General features: G+C 63.8%; 2 protein-coding genes. Both read right to left on the bottom strand.

Annotation, left to right across the window (positions count from 1 at the left end; translation table 11 throughout):
* Positions 1 to 293, bottom strand: a 293-nt coding sequence (locus tag ACLJQE_RS44815; RefSeq protein WP_410645944.1) for an aldo/keto reductase, incomplete at its 3' end; no start/stop codon positions are given.
* A 32-nt stretch (positions 294 to 325) separates the two neighbouring features.
* Positions 326 to 519 (bottom strand): nuclear transport factor 2 family protein (locus ACLJQE_RS44820; protein ID WP_410645945.1); only part of this gene is annotated, 194 nt, incomplete at its 5' end.

Raw genomic sequence — 519 nt, forward strand, 5'->3', positions numbered from 1 at the left:
GGGTCACCGGGATGGAGATTGGCGAAGAACTTCGTACCGATCACGACCCGGTCGCGTTCGGCGCTCCGGCCGGCGAAGTAGTCGCCGATGATCTTCTCGGAATGGCCGTTGGTGTAAATATTTGCGGTATCAATGTGGTTGCCGCCACGGTCGAGATAGGCCGCGAGAATGTTCGCCGAGTCCGTTGGGCTGCTGCCCCAGCCGGCATCCTCGCCGAAGGTCATCGTGCCGAGGGTGAGCGGGCTGACCCGGAGTCCGGAACGGCCAAGGGTGATGTACGAGTCAAGTAACATGAGGAGTCTCCGACGGGGAACTGGTTAGGCAATCAGGAGCGACTGAACAACGTCACCCAGCGGCGGGAGGCGAAACGCCAGCCCTCCGGCGTACGGACGACGGTGTCGTGGTCCTCGCCGACCACGAAGGGAACCGTTTCGTCGGAACCCTTCTGCTGGACGAGGTAGGCGGTCAGGAGGGAGGTGCCGCGAGCACGGTCGGGGCCATCGGCGACGAAGCGCGGAT

Origin of the sequence: Amycolatopsis sp. lyj-346, from assembly GCF_046548975.1 — a bacterium.
Taxonomy (GTDB): domain Bacteria; phylum Actinomycetota; class Actinomycetes; order Mycobacteriales; family Pseudonocardiaceae; genus Amycolatopsis.